The sequence below is a fragment of the Pseudomonas sp. ICMP22404 genome, assembly GCF_006227205.1.
Classification (GTDB): Bacteria; Pseudomonadota; Gammaproteobacteria; order Pseudomonadales; family Pseudomonadaceae; genus Aquipseudomonas.
In genome coordinates this window covers 367,812-384,346 of sequence record NZ_VCNG01000001.1, presented here as the reverse complement: position 1 = coordinate 384,346, position 16,535 = coordinate 367,812, and the positions used below count along the sequence as shown (strand labels likewise).

Sequence of the window (16,535 nt, the reverse complement as noted above, 5' to 3'; positions counted from 1 at the left end):
AAAGGATGGATACGTGAGCGAAACAGCCTTGCCAAAAGATCAAGACCGACCCGTGATCGATGCTCCGGTGGAAACGCCGGCACCGGTGGCGCCGCGTCGCGGTAACGGGTTGGCCATTGTCGCATTGCTGCTGGGGGCCGCTGGCGTGGCCGTTGGCGGCTGGGGCGTCTGGCAGGTGCGTCACCTGCAGGCCAACAACCAGCAACAGTCCACCCAGGTCCAGGCACTGAATGACCAGGCCCAGACTCTCAAGCTCAATGAGCAACGCCTCAGCGAGCGCCTCGCGCAGATGCCGGCGGCCGAAGAGCTGGAGGAGCGACGGCGTCAGGTCGCCCAGCTACAAGGCGACCAGCAACACCTGAGCCAACGGCTGGAAACCGTACTGGGTGCCAGCCGCAAGGATTGGCGCCTGGCCGAGGCCGAGCATCTGTTGCGCCTTGCCAGCCTGCGTCTTTCCGCCCTGCAAGACATCACCAGTGCCCAGGCCCTGGTCCAGGGCGCCGACGAAATCCTGCGGGAACAGAACGACCCGGGCTCGTTCGCTGCCCGCGAGCAGTTGGCCAAGACGCTTGCGGCGCTGCGCAGCACCGAGCAGCCGGATCGCACCGGGCTGTTCCTGCAACTGGGGGCCCTGCGTGAGCAAGTGCTGCAACTCTCGGAGCTGGCGCCCGAGTACAAGGATCGAGGCGAATCCCTGCTGGGCCTGACGGCCGATGGCGACGGGGCCAGCCGCTGGGCGCAGTGGTGGGATCAGATCTCGCGCTATATCCGCATCGACTTCAATGCCGACGAGAACGTCCGTCCGCTGCTGGCCGGGCAGAGCCTGATGCAGGTGCGCCTGGCCCTGAGCCTGGCATTGGAGCAGGCGCAATGGGCGGCCCTCAACGGGCAAGCGCCGGTGTATACCCAGGCGTTGCTCGAGGCCCGCGATGTACTGCAGAACAACTTCAACCAGGACAACCCGCAGAGCAAGGTCATGCTCGAGCGAGTGGCTGAACTGGCCAAGCAGCCGGTGACGGTGGTCACGCCGGACCTGACCGTGACCCTGAGCAGCGTCCAGGCCTATCTGGAGCGTCGCAATCTGAATGCCGAGGAGTCGGTCAAGCCGCTGGCCAAGCCTGCTGGGCAGGAGACCACGCCATGAAGCGTCTCTACGTGATTCTGTTCGTGGTCATCGCTGCCGCCGCCCTGTTGGGCGTGGCGATTTCCGAGCATTCGGGTTACGTGCTGGTGGCGTACAAGAGCTTTCGCTACGAAGCCGGCCTGTGGGTCACCCTGGCGCTGGTGGCGGTACTCTGGTTGTTGTGGCGGGGCGTGCGCGCCTTGATCGGCCTGGTGACTACGTCCAGCGGTGTGGTCAACCCGTGGTCGCGGCGCAATCGTAGCCGGCGCATACAAGTAGCGATCGAACACGGTCAGTTGGACCTGGCCGAAGGTCGCTGGGCCAGTGCCCAACGGCATTTGCATCGTGCCGCGGAAGCCGAACGCCAGCCGTTGCTGTATTACCTCGGGGCGGCGCGTGCGGCTAATGAGCAAGGTCTTTACGAACAGAGCGACAACCTGCTGGAGCGCGCCCTGGAACGCCAGCCCCAGGCAGAGCTGGCCATTGCATTGAACCACGCACAGTTGCAGGTGGACCGGGGCGACACCGACGGCGCCTTGGTCACGTTGCAAGCCATGCATGATCGTCATCCCCATAACGTTCAGGTCCTGCGTCAATTGCAACGACTGCATCAGCAGCGTGGTGATTGGTCGGCGGTGATTCGCCTGTTGCCGGAACTGCGCAAGGACAAGGTCTTGCCGGCGATGGAACTGGCTGAACTGGAGCGTCGGGCCTGGGGTGAAAATCTCTCCCTGGCGGCCCATCGCGAAGAGGACGGCAGCGTCGGCTTGCAGTCGCTCAACCGCGCCTGGCAACAGCTGACTTCCGCGCAGCGCCAGGAGTCGGCGTTGGTGTTGGCCTATGCCGAACAACTGCGGCAACTGGGGGCACAGGGCGACGCCGAGGAAGTATTGCGCACCGCGCTCAAGCGTCACTATGACAGCCACCTGGCACGGCTGTACGGGTTGGTCCGCGGCAATGATCCAGCGCGACAGCTGCAAGCGGCCGAAGGTTGGCTCAAGGATCATCCGGCCGATTCCAGCCTGCTGTTGACGCTGGGTCGCCTGTGTCTGCAGAACAGCCTGTGGGGCAAGGCGCGGGATTATCTGGAAGGCAGCCTGAAGATCCAGCGCAATCCCGAAGCGTGTGCCGAACTGGCGAGATTACTGGCACAACTGGGCGATGCCGAGCGCAGCAACCAGCTGTTCCAGGAGGGCCTGGGACTGCTGGATGAGCGCTTGCTTGCTGCGCCGTTGCCGGTTCCGGCCCAGGCGCTGTCCAGTTAAGAAACACTGATCGCGTTTGGCGGTTCGAGTGGGTTTTGCCAGGAGGATTGGTCGCCGATCGCTGCCTGACTCAAGGCTCAAATGACGTATTCGGGAAAGTCCTACAGGGGATTGCGCTGAATCCCCTCGTCTCTGTCGGGAATTCCCTACACCCTTGGTGAAGTGTCTGCGTGAGCCTGCCTTGAAAGGCCCGAGGGCTTTCCTCTACCGTAACTGCTTGTCTCTTCTGTTACGGAACCGCCATGTCTTTGGCTTGCTCTCGCTTCTTGTTTTTCATGGCTTCCACCGCCGCGGCCCTGGCTTTGGGCATCGCCAGTTATCTGGAGTATGCAGTCGGTCTGACGCCTTGCAGCCTGTGTGTCTTGCAGCGCTTGTGCCTGGTGCTGTTTCTGGTGAACGGTCTCGCGGCCTGCATGCATGGCCCGGGTCGAAGGGGCAGCATTCTCTATGGGGTGACGGGACTGGTTTTCGTGTCGGGAGGAATGGCCCTGGCATGGCGTCAGGTTCTGTTGCAAAGCCATTCGCTCGAGCCAATGCCCGATTGCCTGGCCCAAATGAAGGGCGTGGGTTCATGGTGGAGTGCCATGGAGCGAGCCCTCGACGGCGCGGTCGACTGTGCGGGCGTCACTTGGACACTGTTCGATCTGAGCATCCCGGAATGGAGCCTGCTGTTTTTCCTCGCCGTCTCCATTGCAATGACCTACCTGCTGCTTCGCCTGGTCTGGAACGCTCTGATCCGACCGCTGGGCGACAAGACGTCGCAATTCATCCGAGTCGCGGATTAAACACTTGTATGAACTTTGTCGCCTGCGTACCTTGAAGCGGCTGTCGTGCGGGCATAATCTGGCCCGCACGTATCATTGGAATTATGCCGCTCGATCATGTTGTGTCCGGCTTGCCATGAATCATCAAGGTGTATGCAGGCTGCGAGGGGCATGACTCACAAGGGAAGAAATCGCCATGCTCGAAAGTTGTCAGAATGCTCAGGAACGCTGGGGTGGGGTGCATCTGCTGATCGACCGCTGGTTGCAGGAGCGTCACGAACTGGTTCGGGCCTATGATGCTCTCGGTGATAAACCTGAAGCGTTGGGTGAAAGCCGTAAACCGTTGCAGGAGTTCTGCGGTGTGTTGGTGGACTATGTCTCTGCCGGGCATTTCGAGATCTACGAGCAGCTCACCGGCGAGGCCAAGGCCTTCAACGACAAGCGTGGTCTGGAACTCGCCGAACAGATCTACCCGCGCATCGACGTCATCACCGAAAAGCTGCTGGCGTTCAATGACCTGTGCGATGAAGGCAAATGCGTAGCGGAAAAATTCAAGGAGCTGGGTGGCCTGCTGCACGAGCGCTTCGAGCTGGAAGACTGTCTGATCGAAGTGCTGCATAACGCCCATAAGGAAGAGGCGGCGGTCCAGGCTTGACGGTTCTGCTGCAAAAAAAACGGTGCGCATTGCGCACCGTTTTTCGTTTGGGCAATGTCAGCTCGTCGCACCCAGCAACTCGATCTCGAACACCAGTGGCGTGAACGGTGGAATCACATCCCCGGCACCTTCGGCGCCATAGGCCTGGGTCGAAGGAATCACCAGTCGCCATTTCGCGCCTACGGGCATCTGCGGCAACGCGCTGCGCCAGCCATCGATCACGCTGTCGAGACTGAACCACTGCGCCTGGTGGTTGGAGTCGAACACGGTGCCGTCGGGCAATCGACCGGTATACAGCACCTGGACCTTGCCGTGGGGGCCGGCTTTCACCCCGTTGCCAGGCTTGAGTTCAGTCAGCAGGATGCCGTCCTCCAACTGTTTTACACCTGGCCGGTTTCTTTCCTCGTTGAGAAATTTCTGCTCTGTCTTCAGCGCCACTTCAATCTGTGGGGTCGTCGATTGCGCTGTCAGCTGTGCCTGATGCTTGGCCAGGATCTGTTCGATGCGTTCATCCTTGAGCGCCAGCGGCTTGCCCAGGTAGGCCTGTTGCAGGCCCTCCAGCAATGCCTGTATCTGCAGGTCGGGCACGTCCTGGCGCAGGCGCTCCCCCAGGCTCGCACCCAGGCTGTAGGCCAGGTCATGGGCATCGTTTGCGCTGGTTTTTTCAACCGCCTGGACCATGGAGCAAACCATGCACAGGAGGAAAAACAGGTGACGCGACATGTGTGCTCTCCGAGCTCGAATGGAGGAATTATGCCAGCGCCGATCGCTGCGAAGTGAGATTGCTCCGGCAATGGCGCAGAAGATTTTTTGTCTCTTGCAACGCAACGTCCTGTGTACTGTCAACATGCCCTAGCGGCGGTTGCAGCAGAGGTCTAGTATGAGCCGCACTCACGTCAGTCAGGAGGTAAACCATGTCGGCCCCCAAGAAGCCTGTAAACACTCCGTTGCACTTGCTCCAACAACTCTCGGGCGCCTTGCTCGATCATTTGGAAAATGCCTGCTCCCAAGCCCTGGCTGATGCTGAAAAATTGCTCGCCAAACTGGAAAAACAACGCGGCAAGGCGCAGGAAAAACTGCACAAGTCGCGCACCAAACTGCAAGACGCAGCCACCGCCGGCAAGGCCAAGGCACAAGCCAAGGCCAAGGACGTCGTGAAAGAACTCGAAGACCTGCTCGATGCCCTGAAGGATCGTCAGTCCGAAACCCGCGGCTACATTCTGCAACTCAAGCGTGATGCCCAGGAAAGCCTGAAGCTGGCCCAGGGTGTTGGTCGCGTGCAAGAAGCTGCCGGCAAGGCGCTGACGCTTCGTGCGGCCAAGCCTGCCGCTGTATCGGCCAAGAAACCGGTTGCTAAACCTGTCGCGGCAAAAACACCGGCCAAGGCAGCTGCCAAGCCTGCCGCGAAAGCATCGGCCAAAGCGGCAAGCAAGCCTGCGGCTAAACCGGTCGCTGCCAGCGCTGCTAAACCGACGGCCAAAAAAACCGCTGTCAAAGCCACCGCCAAGCCTGTTGCAAAAACAGCGGCCGCCAAGCCTGCTGCAAAAGCGGCTGTCAAACCTGCTGCTAAAACAACCGCCGCCAAACCCGCCGCGACGAAAACCGCTGCGGCTAAACCGGTTGCCAAAGCGCCTGTAAAAGCTGTCGCGGCGAAGCCAGCTGCCAAACCCGCGGCGACCAAAGCGGCCGCTGCCAAACCAGCAGCGACGAAAACAGCTGCTGCTAAACCAGCCGCGACGAAAACGCCTGCCGCCAAACCTGCTGCTGCCAAACCTGTCGCCGCTGCCAAGCCAGCCGCTGCCAAGGCACCAGCCAAGGCTGCGACCAAACCGGCTGCGGCCAAACCCGCCGCCAAGCCAGCTGCCGCCAAGCCGGCCGCTGCCAAACCTGCGGCTGTAAAACCAGCAGCGAAACCTGCTGCTGCCAAGCCAGCTGCAAAACCCGCTGTGAAAAAGCCGGCCGCTACCAAGCCCGCGACTGCGCCAGCCGCCAAGCCTGCGTCGCCGGCCCCGACAGCGACCCCTGCTCCAGCCGCCAGCACTCCGGCTTCGACGGTCAGCCCATCCGCTTCCGTTGCGCCGAGCACCAGCACCCCAACCAGCGCTTCCTAAGTGCTGGAGACCGCGACGCGCAGCTGATGCAGCGCGTCGTGGTTCGCTGGCCCGGCATTCGCCGCCAGCCCTTGCAGCCATCGACCTGAATCTTCCTGTTGGCCCTCAGGCCAATGTGCAGCCACGGCCTCCAATCGCTCCAACAGACACCGCTCGGCTTGCAGCTCCAGTTTCTTGACCTGCTCGCGCAGGTGAGTGAGGTCCGTGTCTTGAACGGCCTCCGCTTTCCATTGGGTGCGAAGCGTCCGTAATGGCTGTACCACTTCTTTGTCCCAAGGCTCTGCCAACATCCGAAGCTGTTGCAGTCTTTGTGCATCGCAGGCCACGCCGCGCTGTTCCAGCCACAGGCCGCAAAGCAGCAGGCAGACACTCGCGCCAGCCTCCTGCAAGGCCAGGCAGCTCTGCTCCACGCCGGGCCGGGCATAGAGGTCGAGAGAGAAACTCCACAGGTCAGAGGACATCGTGCTACTCGCGCCAGTTGCGAGCGAAGCTGGTAGACTCCGCCGCCATTATGATCCGACTTCAGAACCTGACTTTACAGCGTGGCCCGCAACGTCTGCTAGAAGACGCCGAGCTGACCCTGCACGCCGGCCACAAAGCTGGCCTCATCGGTGCCAACGGCGCCGGCAAATCGAGCCTGTTCGCCTTGTTGCGAGGCGAGCTTCACCCGGACTCCGGTGATTGCTCGCTGCCCGCTGACTGGCGTATTGCCCACATGCGCCAGGAGGTGGATACCCTCGAACGCCTGGCGGTGGACTATGTGCTCGACGGCGATATACGCCTGCGTCAGGTTCAACGCGAGCTGGCTGTCGCCGAAGCGGCTCACGACGGCGCCGCCCTGGCCCGGTTGCATTCGGAGCTCGACAGCGCCGACGGCTATACCGCCGATGCCCGCGCCCGCAAATTGCTCGCCGGCCTGGGGTTTACCAACGAACAGATGGACCGCCAGGTCGGGGATTTTTCCGGCGGCTGGCGGATGCGCCTGAACCTGGCCCAGGCCTTGATGTGCCCCTCGGATCTGCTGCTGCTCGACGAGCCGACCAACCACTTGGACCTCGACGCCATCATCTGGCTCGAGGACTGGCTCAAGAGTTACCCGGGCACTCTGCTGCTGATTTCCCACGACCGTGATTTTCTCGACGCAGTGGTGGACCACGTCGCCCACGTCGATCAGCGCAAGCTCGTCCTGTATCGCGGTGGCTATACGGCTTTCGAGCGCGCCCGTGCCGAGCGCCTGGCCCAGCAACAGCAGGCCTACGAAAAGCAGCAGGCGCAGCGTGCGCACATGGAAAGCTACATCGCCCGCTTCAAGGCCCAGGCCACCAAGGCTCGTCAGGCCCAGAGCCGGATCAAGGCACTGGAACGGATGGAGGAGCTGTCGGCGGCCCACGTCGATTCGCCGTTCGATTTTGTCTTCCGCGAGTCGACCAAGATCTCCAGCCCATTGATCGACCTGTCCGATGCGCGACTGGGCTATGGCGACAAGACTGTACTGGAGAAGGTCAAGCTGCAGCTGACGCCCGGTGCCCGGATTGGCCTGCTGGGCCCCAACGGTGCCGGTAAATCGACCCTGATCAAGAACCTCTCCGGTGAACTCCAGCCCCTGGCCGGGCGCCTGACCCGTGGCGAGAACACCGTGGTCGGCTATTTCGCTCAGCACCAGCTGGATTCACTCGATGCCAAGGCCAGCCCGTTGTTGCACTTGCAGCGCCTGGCGCCGACCGAACGCGAACAGACCCTGCGTGACTTCCTCGGCGGCTTTGACTTCCGCGGCGCGCGCATCGACGAGCCGGTGCTGAATTTCTCCGGTGGCGAGAAGGCACGTCTGGCGCTGGCCCTGATCGCGTGGGAGAGGCCGAACCTGCTCTTGCTCGACGAACCGACCAACCACCTGGACCTGGAAATGCGTCTGGCCCTCACCATGGCCTTGCAGGAGTTCAGCGGGGCGGTGCTGGTGGTGTCTCACGATCGGCATCTGCTCAAGAGCACCACGGACAATTTCTTCCTGGTTGCCGACGGCAAGGTCGAGGAGTTCGACGGCGACCTCGAAGACTATGCCCGTTGGCTGGTGGACTACCGCCAGCGCAATGCGCCGGTCAGCACGACGTCGGCGAACCCGGACAAGACCGACAAGAAAGCCCAGCGCCAGGCCGCCGCTGCCCTGCGACAGCAGCTGGCACCGCACAAGCGCGAGGCCGACAAGCTCGAATCCGAGCTGGGCAAGCTGCATGAAAAACTGCATGAAATCGAAACCCGCCTCGGGGACAGTGGTCTCTACGAGGCGGCGCGCAAGGATGAACTGCGCGATCTGCTGGCCGAACAGGCCCGGTTGAAGGTGCGGGAAGCGGAGCTGGAGGAGGCGTGGATGCAAGCCCTGGAATTGCTGGAAACCCTGCAAGCGGAGCTGGAGGCGCTGTCCTGATGGAAGCGTTGACCTTGCCCATCCCGGTCATGTGGATCGAGCCGCTCTGGCTCGGCGTGCAAGTCCTGCTGATCCTGCTGGTCGGTTACGTGATGCAGCGTGTCGTGGCGCGTGCGCTGACGGGACTCGGCGAGCGCTACCCGTTTCCACCTCACCTATTGATCGTTCTGCGGGGCGTGCTGCGCTGGCTGATCATGGGCAGTGCGGTGCTGGTGGTGCTCGAGCGCCTGGGGGTATCGGCCACGGTATTGTGGACCGCGATTTCCGGCTTCGTCGCGGTGGCGGCGGTGGCGTTTTTCGCCATCTGGAGCGTGTTGTCGAACCTGCTGTGCGCCGTCCTGATCTACACCGTCGGACCCTTTCGCCTGGGCGATGTGGTCGAGCTGGTGGAAGCGACCGACAAGCCCGGCATCAAAGGGCGAGTGGTGGCGATCAACCTGCTTTACACCACCTTGATCGAACCCGAGGAGCTCGGCACCGGCAGCTCCATGGTGCAAGTGCCCAACAGCTTGTTCTTCCAGCGTTCGGTCCGGCGTTGGCGCGGCAGCGAGGCTTTTCCGGTGGGTGGTTTCGTCGAATAGCCAGCCCTTGGCACGCCGCGGGTTTTTGAAAAATAACGATGGTCAGTTGCTCGGCGGCGCATTAGTTTAGTCGTCTAGACGAATCTTGGCCGAGGTGTGCAATGGTGCTGGAAACATGGCTGGCGTTTTTCGCCGCTTGTTGGGTGATCAGTCTTTCGCCGGGCGCGGGTGCCATCGCATCGATGTCCAGCGGTCTGCAGTACGGTTTCTGGCGTGGCTACTGGAATGCCCTGGGCCTGCAATTGGGCCTGGCATTGCAGATCGTGATTGTCGCAGCGGGCGTCGGCGCGATCCTCTCCACCTCAGCCACGGCGTTCTATGCAATCAAATGGTTCGGGGTTGCCTACCTGGTGTTCCTGGGCATCAAGCAGTGGCGAGCCATCCCCGGCGAGATCAGCGATGACGCCACTCCACGGCCCATCGGCAAGCCCTTGGCGCTGATGTTCCGTGGCTTTCTGGTGAACATCAGCAACCCCAAGGCATTGGTGTTCATGCTGGCGGTACTGCCGCAGTTCATCGATCCCCATGCCCCTCTGCTCAAACAGTACCTGATCCTGGGCGTGACCATGATTGGCGTCGACCTCATCGTCATGGCCGGCTACACCGGGCTGGCCTCCAAAGTCCTGCGCCTGTTGCGCACTCCCACGCAGCAAAGGCGGATGAACCGGACCTTCGCCGGGTTGTTCATTGGCGCGGCGGGTCTACTGGCGACGATTCGCAAAGCCGCCGTGTAAAGCTTTTTTGCTACGGCTTGAAACCTGTGGGAGCGAGCAGACTCGCTCCCACATTTTTTTTGTCTTGCGGGTAGGTATCAGCCTACAAATCCACCTTTTCTGACAGACCGAACTGGGGGTAAGCGGGGAATTTACTTATGCGGTGTTCGGATTGAGGCGGCATACGGCCCGCGTCGATTTTTCGATCATGGGGGCTCTCTCGTTCATCCGGTGACCGCCAATGCCCGCTCCCTCCACAGCGCAGTTCAGGTTCACGATCGACAGCGTGCCCCATGAGTTCGGTGTGCTCGCCTTCGAGGGCACGGAGGCCATCAGTCGACCTTTTCAATTCAGGATCAGGCTCGTCAGCGAGCTCGCCGGCCTGGCGCTTGAGCGGTTTCTGCATCGTCCCGCCTTCCTGGCTTTCGATACCCTGGGCAATGGCATCCATGGGCAAATCGCGGATTTCGCCGTGGGTGAGTCCGGGCAGCGGCTGACCCATTATCACGCGACGCTGGTGCCGCGCCTGAGCAGTCTCGACCTGGCTTTCAATCGGCGAATCTTCCAGCGGCAGACCGTTCGCCAGATCATCACCGAGGTGCTCAAGCTGCAGGGTCTGCTGGAAGATGCCTTTCGTTTTCAACTGGGCCCCACGGAATATCCGCCCCGGGACTATTGCACCCAGTACGAAGAAAGCGACCTGGCCTTTATCCAGCGTCTGTGCGAAGAAGAAGGTTGGCATTACCACTTCGAGCATGGGCCGCAGCGGCATGTCCTGGTATTTGGTGATGACCAGTCCCGGTTCAGGAGTCTTCCACCTACACCGTTCGTGCCTGACAGCGCGATGGTCGCCGACGAACCCACGATCAGGACCTTCTCCGTTCGGGTACGAGGCGCCACCAGCCGGGTCACCCGGCGTGACCATGATTTCGAAAAGCCTCGCCTGACCCTGGAAGGTGCCTCTCGACACAAGCCGTTTGGCGAAGAGGGCGCGCAGCCGGATCGCGAGGACTATGCCTACGCGCCAGGGCGTTTCCTGACATTGGCCCAAGGCCGACAGGCGGCCCTGCGGGCCCTGCAACGCCGGCAAAGAGACACCTGCGTTGCCGAAGGTGGCAGCAACCAGCCAGCCCTGGTGAGCGGGCATTTCATGAGGCTGGAGAACCACGGCCGGGCTTGCTGGAACCAGCGTTGGTTGCTCACCTGGCTCAGGCATGAAGGTTCGCAACCCCAAGTCCTTGAAGATGCCATTGGCGATGTGGGGGAGGGGAATCCGGAGCAGGGCTATGGCAACCGGTTCAAGGCGATTCCGTGGGACGTGTTCTATCGCCCGTCCGTGAGGCATCGGCGACCGCTGCTGGTCAGTGAGACGGCCACGGTCAGCGGCCCGCAAGGCAGCGAGATTCATTGCGACGAGTATGGTCGGGTCAAGGTCCGATTCCATTGGGATCGCGCCGAAGGTAACCCGGAACGGAGCAGTTGCTGGGTGCGGGTTGCCACGGGGTGGGCAGGGGATGGCTTCGGCACCCAGTTGATCCCCCGGGTCGGCATGGAAGTCGTGGTCACCTTCCTTGCAGGCGACCCCGATCAACCGCTGATCACCGGTTGCGTGCCGAACCAGGCCAACCCGGTTCCCCATGGGTTACCCCTCAACGACACCCGCAGTGTCTTCAAGAGCCGGAGTTCACCGGGAGGGGGTGGCAGCAACGAATTGCACATCGAAGACCGAAAGGGGGCTGAACGGATCTATTTGCGGGCCGAACGCGACCTGTTCGCCAACGTGCGCAATGACCACACGCTGGAGATCGGCCGCGACCAGCGCATTACCCTGGCCGGTCAGCGTTACAGCGAAGTGCGGGGCGAGGAGCACCACACCGTCGGAGGGCATCGCGTGACGCAACTGGATGCCGACGACTTTCTCAACATCAACGGCAGCTTCCATGCACAGGCTGGCGAGACCCTGGTAATCCGAGCCGGGCAGGTCCTGCAGCTCGAATGCGCAGGTGCCCTGACAGTCAAGTCCGGATCGCAGCTGACCCTGGAGGGCGGTGGGCATTTCCTGCGCATTGGTGCTGACGGCATTTTCAGCAGCATTGCCGTCGAGCAGGGAGGTGGTCCGGGTCCTGGAGCGGCTCTGCGGTACAAACCGGCCCGCCGACCGGGCGAAACCGACGAGCCTGAGTCTAGACATGCAGGCACTTCGACGGGTGCCGTCGCGATAAGCGAAGCCGCGACCGGGCCGCCGGCAGGTCGCTCGCCCTTGTCGATCGGCGTGCTGTGCAAGCGCTGCTTTCAACAGGCCCAAGCTCAGGCCAAAGGCCTGGCCTCCCGCCTCTGAGCGGTTCAACTTTCAAGGATGATCATGTCTCCAACTGCCCTGCAATGGCTGCAACATCTATGCGCCCAGGCCAAGGCCTGCGGCCTCGCTCATGTGGATCTGCTGATCGACTGCGCGCTGTTCGACTATCCGCTGTTGCGACGGTTGAACCAACTCGCACCGTCGCCGCGCTACCGGCTTCTGTTTCAGGACTCCCCCGAGCGTGCCTTCGCCGACCAGGGGCCCGTGCTGGTGCGGGTTCTGCTGTTCAATACCGCGCAGCGGGACTGGCTGTCGGGCTTTCTCCAGGTGTGCTACCGCCGTTCGCGGGTGCTGGCGCTGTTCAGCCGCTGGTCGTTCGATGCCCTTGGCGAACGTCTGGGGTGGTGCACCCAGGCCGAATGGGAGCAGGGCCACAAAAGCGGTGTGCTGCGCTACTACGACACCCGCTTGTTCAGGCTCGTGTGTGAACTGCTCGATCCCGACCAGCTCAAGATGCTCCATGAGGGTGTTATCAATTGGCAATGGATCGACCGCGATGGCAAGGCCTGCCAGATGGCGGGGTTCGATGTCCGGCAGAGGGCGGCAGGGCGGGGCGCGTTGGCGTTGCGATTGAGCGATGCGCAAGTCACTGAGGTGGGCGCCCTCAGCGATACGCAACAATGGTGTATTCGTCAGGAAATCCTTCCGAGTACATACGGTTTCGATTCGTTCGAGATGTTCACCTACCAGGCCTTTCGCGTTCATGTCGATGCAGACCGCCAGCAACTGATAGGCATGGCGCGGGAGCAGTTTCTCCAGGGCTGGCTCGCGAAATGCGCCGCGCAAGCGAAGGGTGAGCGAGGTATCGACCCATGACGTGCATGAGGACATGGGGGCTGTCGGTCTTCGGTGTTCTTTGCGGTTGCATGCCTGCGCAAACTACCCTGATCGGTACACCCATCGAAGGCTATAACCACACGGCGGCGGCCATCCATCACTTCAGCGTCAACCGCAACGGTGGGCCGGACATCGGGCCTTATGGCGGCGGAGGCAAGCAGAACTGTTGCGTCGCAATGCCTGCCCAATGGCGTCCGGGGCTGAAGGTGTTGGTGGAGTGGGAGAAGGATCCGGCGCCCCACGCTTATGGCCGTTGGCCGGAGCAACGGCACACCGATGAATGGCGGGCACGGATGAACGCACATCGGGCCGGCTACAGCCGGCACAGGGTCTGGGCAGAAGTGGCGTCCTACGAGCGGCTCGGTGTGGTCGATGTGCACTTCCTGCCTTGCGATCAAGTCGCCGTGTCCGCGGGGGTGATGTTGCCGGGCAAGCCCGGTTATCCTTTCGGTTTCCCCTCCAGAATGGAGGCGCCGTCGCCATGCCCGGTACATTGAAAAGCGGGGCGCAGGCCCTGGCCGCCACGCCATTCTTCACGAGTGAGGGCATGTTGCCGCGAACGCCTGAAGACGTGGCGCGCAATCAGGTCGAACAGCAGAGAACCCTGATTGAAGCTGCAGACATTTCCAGGGCGGCTTGCAGGGAGGCGAATGTTCCCTATTCCGGCCCACCCTGCATGGACGTGTTGCATATCACGGTGTGTTTTGACGGCACCAATAACCACGAACCCACAGACAAACGGAACCACCCGCCGACCACCAGCAACGTGGCGCGGCTGTATCACGCCTGCCTGGGTAGGGGGGGCGGTCCGGGGCAAAGCCGGGCCAATGAGGCAGGTTTCTATGCCTATTACATGCAGGGTGTCGGCACCGAGTTCCCGGAAATCGGCGAGTCTGAACCTGACGCCATGGGGCTGGTGGCGGCTCGCGGTGGAGAAAATCGTATCAACTGGGGCCTGACGCGGCTGATCGATGCTTTGCGTCGACACTGTGGCGAGTCACACCTGGAACCGATGCAAGCCGTTGCCTGGGTCCGGCAGATGAGCAGTGGCTTCGGCGATGTACTCGACCGCGGACAACAGCGCCGGCGGGCCGTGCTGCAAGAGCCATTGACCGTCTTGGGCGAGACTGTCGAGCGCTTGCACGCCAGTCGCTCGATCCCCCGGATCAAGGCTCTGCGCCTGTATGTCTATGGCTTCTCCCGTGGCGCCGCCCAGGCCCGGACGTTTACCCAGTGGTTACAACAACTGACCGAAGTCGAGGCGAACGGCGAAACCTGCTACCTGTTCGCCGGTGTGCCCATCAGCGTCGGTTTCCTCGGTCTGTTCGACACGGTGGCATCGGTGGGCATGGCGTATCTGGCGCCCTTTGTCAGCGGTCACATGGGCTGGGCGGACGGTTCGCTACGCTTGCCCGAGTCGCCGGTATTCCTGGAGCGTTGTGTGCACCTGGTCGCAGCCCATGAGCAGCGGGGCAGTTTTCCCTTGGATTCGATCCGTCGAAAAGCCAACCCCGACGATCCCGATTGTCCCTCCACCTATCGCGCGGGTACGTTTGAATACCTCTATCCGGGTGTGCACTCGGATGTTGGCGGGGGGTATCCGCCGGGAGACCAGGGTAAGGCATTGGGAGGCAATCACGAGCTGCTGTCCCAATTGCCCCTGCAGCACATGTTTCATGAGGCCTATCAGGTCGGTGCTCCCTTGCAGGCCCCCGCCGATGCCCTCAGCGATGAGCAGAAAGAGCGCTGGCCGTGGTTGGTCATGGATGGCGCGACGTACGAGGCTTTCGACATCTCCCCAACACTGACCCGTCGCTTCAACATCTGGCTCGATGCCCAGGACAATGGGCCGCTCGAAGAGGTGATGGCCCGGGAAGCCGGATTGATCACTGGTTGGCGCATCAGTCGCTATGCCAATTTTCTCTTTCGCACGACTTCGGCCTGGGCCCATGTGCAGGGCAAGGACATGAGCGAAGAGGAACGTTCGGCCTTCACCGCGCTGCACCTGCGACAACGGGAGGAAGATACTGCCCTGCGTGCCGGTAAGGAGCCGCCCGCTGCCTCCGTTGAGCATGAAAGACACTTGGCCCTGAAGCGTGCTTATGAACAACGGACTGGTGCGCACGAGATCGCGCTCAATCCGGCAAAGACGTTCGAGCCGAGCCTGGATCAGCGACAGCTACACGACGCCATGCTGGATTTTCGCCGCGACTACATACCTGAGTGGAGCCTGAGTCCCTTCGGTTCGGGCCTGAGCCAAGGTCGTCTCATTAATGCGTCGGTAGGCGGCTTGGTATACCTGCTCAACGAGCAGGATGAGGCCGAGGAATACCGTGACCTGCGCCGGGCCGGCAATCGGGAGGTCATGCGCTGGTTCGGTGAAGATCTGGCGCCTCGCGATGAAGACGCGAGGGAGCTGGTGCGGTTGTTCGATGAACATGTCCACGACTCTCGCGCCTGGTTCATGAATGCGGCGCTGGACGAGCGGGAAGTGTTCAGTGATTACTTTCGATATCGGGCGATTTTTTTCGATGACGAGTCCAATAAACGCCTGTCGCTGTTGGCAACGGCCGGCCAGGTCATTGGCGTGGCCGTGGCGCTCGCCAGTGTTGGCCTGAGTGTCAGCCGCCGCGATCCACGGCTGTTGGTGGGCCTGTTGATGCCGGGGCTCGGTATCCCGTTGTTCCGTGGCAAGCTCGGCGTCGCTCCGACGATCGAGGCCTTTGATAGCGCCACCGGCATCGCCCTGCCGTTGGTCGAAGGGCTCGATGAGGTTCGTGCCTACACGCGGCAAGTCGCAAATGTCTTGAAGCTGGCACAGGCCTGGTCGTCGTCAGCATCGTTGCACGAACAATCGGCGAGAAAGCCTGAGAGTGGCTGGTTGGGGCGGCTCAGGCAAACGCTTGATGACGCCATCAGGGCCCCTGTTCCCGATCTGGAGAACAGGGGCCCTGATGCTTAGCGCAGGATCACCGGCGCGGTGTCCCGTGGCAGGTTATTGCGCGGTACGGGCTCGCCGGGTAACTCATGGCTTGGACCGCCGAGCTGTTCGCTCAGTTGTCGAGCCACGTCTTCACCCAGGGCCTTGGACACGTCGCGTACCACACGGGGGCGGTTGAGGCTGATGCGCGCGTCTCGGTGGTTCAGCAATTTGGTGTCCTGGCCTTCACCCATGGCGGTGAACGCCGAAGTGATTTCGAAGGTGCGGGTATTGATCAGGCTGAAGTCGGCCACCAGGGTCAGCCCAAGCACTGCCGAGTAGCTGTCGGTGTTGGCCAGCTCATTGATGTCGCGGGTGAAGTCGATGTCCGATACCGTACCGAACAACACGTAGTCGGCGCCCTTGAAACGTCCGGCCTTAATGCGCTTGATCACATCGTAGACGTCGCCGGTGGAGGACTCGGTGTGAGGCGTGCCCTGTACCAGCTGGAACATGCCGCTGCGCAGGATTTCACCCTTGATGTCTCCGGTGAACTTGCGCAGTTCGCCCTGCTCGATGTAGCTGCTGGTGGCTTCCATCTCGTCGTAGCTCGACGACGCGCTGGCGCTGTAGGTGTTTGCCTGGAAGTTGCTCTGGGCCGAAACGGTGTGGATGTATTCCTCCACCCGTTGCTGGTAAGCCAGGTCGGTAACGGCGACTTTCGGGGCCGCCTGCGCACCGAACGCGCAGGCCAGGGCCATGATGCCTATCCATGTGCGCATGGC

15 protein-coding genes are annotated in these 16,535 nt (G+C 62.0%); 12 read left to right on the top strand and 3 right to left on the bottom strand.

Annotation, left to right across the window (positions count from 1 at the left end; all coding sequences use genetic code 11):
• Positions 1 to 13 precede the first annotated feature (13 nt).
• The 4 genes from FGE05_RS29995 to FGE05_RS01760 all read left to right on the top strand — a co-directional run bounded on the left by FGE05_RS29995 (position 14) and on the right by FGE05_RS01760 (position 3,807).
• Entirely contained in the window at positions 14 to 1,144 is a 1,131-nt protein-coding gene (locus FGE05_RS29995) for a uroporphyrinogen-III C-methyltransferase (protein ID WP_257225577.1), read from the top strand.
• Entirely contained in the window at positions 1,141 to 2,388 is a 1,248-nt protein-coding gene (locus tag FGE05_RS01770; RefSeq protein WP_139641078.1) for a heme biosynthesis HemY N-terminal domain-containing protein, read from the top strand. Before FGE05_RS29995 ends, FGE05_RS01770 begins: the two co-directional genes overlap by 4 nt.
• 242 nt (positions 2,389 to 2,630) lie before the next feature.
• Positions 2,631 to 3,173 carry a disulfide bond formation protein B gene (locus tag FGE05_RS01765; protein ID WP_139641076.1) on the top strand — a complete coding sequence of 181 codons (543 nt, stop codon included), beginning with the start codon at positions 2,631 to 2,633 and terminating at the stop codon, positions 3,171 to 3,173.
• Positions 3,174 to 3,348: 175 nt separating this feature from the next.
• Positions 3,349 to 3,807 (top strand): Rsd/AlgQ family anti-sigma factor, encoded by a 459-nt coding sequence (locus FGE05_RS01760; protein ID WP_041022643.1) that lies wholly within the window; start codon positions 3,349 to 3,351, stop codon positions 3,805 to 3,807.
• A gap of 57 nt (positions 3,808 to 3,864) precedes the next feature.
• On the opposite strand, the gene FGE05_RS01755 is transcribed toward FGE05_RS01760, so the two are convergent.
• Positions 3,865 to 4,530: an FKBP-type peptidyl-prolyl cis-trans isomerase gene (locus FGE05_RS01755; RefSeq protein WP_139641074.1), complete on the bottom strand. Its 666-nt coding sequence runs from the start codon at positions 4,528 to 4,530 to the stop codon at positions 3,865 to 3,867.
• 191 nt (positions 4,531 to 4,721) lie between these two features.
• Between FGE05_RS01755 and FGE05_RS01750 the strand changes: the two genes are divergently transcribed.
• The gene (locus tag FGE05_RS01750) at positions 4,722 to 5,918 is read left to right on the top strand and encodes an AlgP family protein (protein ID WP_139641072.1); all 1,197 of its coding nucleotides are present in this window, start codon (positions 4,722 to 4,724) and stop codon (positions 5,916 to 5,918) included.
• Here FGE05_RS01750 and FGE05_RS01745 read toward each other — a convergent pair.
• A complete protein-coding gene (locus tag FGE05_RS01745; protein WP_139641070.1) occupies positions 5,915 to 6,379 on the bottom strand; it encodes a TIGR02444 family protein in 465 nt (154 codons plus the stop codon). The genes FGE05_RS01750 and FGE05_RS01745 overlap by 4 nt on opposite strands.
• A 50-nt stretch (positions 6,380 to 6,429) precedes the next feature.
• Between FGE05_RS01745 and FGE05_RS01740 the strand changes: the two genes are divergently transcribed.
• From FGE05_RS01740 to FGE05_RS01710, 7 genes are all read left to right on the top strand, one after another.
• The gene (locus tag FGE05_RS01740; protein ID WP_139641067.1) at positions 6,430 to 8,340 is read left to right on the top strand and encodes an ATP-binding cassette domain-containing protein; all 1,911 of its coding nucleotides are present in this window, start codon (positions 6,430 to 6,432) and stop codon (positions 8,338 to 8,340) included.
• Entirely contained in the window at positions 8,340 to 8,921 is a 582-nt protein-coding gene (locus FGE05_RS01735) for a mechanosensitive ion channel family protein (protein WP_041022638.1), read from the top strand. The genes FGE05_RS01740 and FGE05_RS01735 overlap by 1 nt, the downstream gene beginning before the upstream one ends.
• Positions 8,922 to 9,022: 101 nt before the next feature.
• Positions 9,023 to 9,655, top strand: a complete 633-nt coding sequence (gene rhtB / locus FGE05_RS01730; protein WP_139641065.1) for a homoserine/homoserine lactone efflux protein — start codon at positions 9,023 to 9,025, stop codon at positions 9,653 to 9,655.
• A gap of 220 nt (positions 9,656 to 9,875) precedes the next feature.
• Positions 9,876 to 11,972 (top strand): type VI secretion system tip protein TssI/VgrG, encoded by a 2,097-nt coding sequence (gene tssI / locus FGE05_RS01725; RefSeq protein WP_139641063.1) that lies wholly within the window; start codon positions 9,876 to 9,878, stop codon positions 11,970 to 11,972.
• A 24-nt stretch (positions 11,973 to 11,996) separates the two neighbouring features.
• Positions 11,997 to 12,809, top strand: a complete 813-nt coding sequence (locus FGE05_RS01720; protein WP_176562969.1) for a DUF4123 domain-containing protein — start codon at positions 11,997 to 11,999, stop codon at positions 12,807 to 12,809.
• 50 nt (positions 12,810 to 12,859) lie between these two features.
• Positions 12,860 to 13,327 (top strand): DUF3304 domain-containing protein, encoded by a 468-nt coding sequence (locus tag FGE05_RS01715; RefSeq protein ID WP_257225555.1) that lies wholly within the window; start codon positions 12,860 to 12,862, stop codon positions 13,325 to 13,327.
• The gene (locus FGE05_RS01710) at positions 13,312 to 15,792 is read left to right on the top strand and encodes a DUF2235 domain-containing protein (RefSeq protein WP_257225554.1); all 2,481 of its coding nucleotides are present in this window, start codon (positions 13,312 to 13,314) and stop codon (positions 15,790 to 15,792) included. The genes FGE05_RS01715 and FGE05_RS01710 overlap by 16 nt, the downstream gene beginning before the upstream one ends.
• Here FGE05_RS01710 and FGE05_RS01705 read toward each other — a convergent pair.
• Positions 15,789 to 16,532, bottom strand: a complete 744-nt coding sequence (locus tag FGE05_RS01705) for a hypothetical protein (RefSeq protein WP_041021879.1) — start codon at positions 16,530 to 16,532, stop codon at positions 15,789 to 15,791. The two genes, FGE05_RS01710 and FGE05_RS01705, sit on opposite strands and share 4 nt — an antisense overlap.
• Between the last annotated feature and the right edge of the window lie 3 nt (positions 16,533 to 16,535).